Annotated in this window: 1 protein-coding gene and 1 pseudogene; one reads left to right on the plus strand and one right to left on the minus strand. The window is 66.2% G+C overall.

All coding sequences use genetic code 11. The features are described from left to right. On the minus strand, window positions 1-232 hold a 232-nt coding region (locus FY251_RS21090; protein WP_148416882.1), incomplete at its 3' end, for a hypothetical protein. Between the two features lie 35 nt (window positions 233-267). Here FY251_RS21090 and FY251_RS21095 point away from each other — a divergent pair. Next, window positions 268-477: pseudogene (locus tag FY251_RS21095) on the plus strand (magnesium chelatase); the annotation flags it as partial.

Consider the following 477-nt stretch of genomic DNA (forward strand, 5'->3'; position numbering starts at 1 on the left):
CGCGCAACCGCTCGACGGCCATCTCGTAGCCGGGCATGCTGTCCTCGGCTCCGTGGAGCCACAGGATTACGGCGTCGGCGTCTGTCAGTTCGTCGACGAACGCCTCGACCGCTGGCTCGTCGTCGAGGTCGCTCTCCGAGCGCACGACGAGGTCGGCGTCGACCTCGTCCGCGGCCCGCTGGACGGCCCCGAGTTCGTTCTCCGTCGCGGTGTAGAGTCCTAGCTGTGGCATAACATTATTAAATCTCCGTTTGCACTAATACAAGTATGGTTGTACTCGGCGACGGCAAAAAAGCTTCGCAGGAGGCCTCCTTCGCAGCCGTGGTGGGCCAGCGGGACCTCAAAGACGGGTTGCTGGCCGTCGCGACAGACGACGACCTCGACGGCCTGCTGGTCCGCGGCGAGAAGGGGACGGCGAAATCGACGGCCGTGCGCGCCCTCGCCGACCTGCTGCCCGAGCAGCGCGCGGTCGCGGAC

The sequence above is a fragment of the Haloferax sp. KTX1 genome, assembly GCF_902410085.1.
Classification (GTDB): Archaea; Halobacteriota; Halobacteria; order Halobacteriales; family Haloferacaceae; genus Haloferax; species Haloferax massiliensis.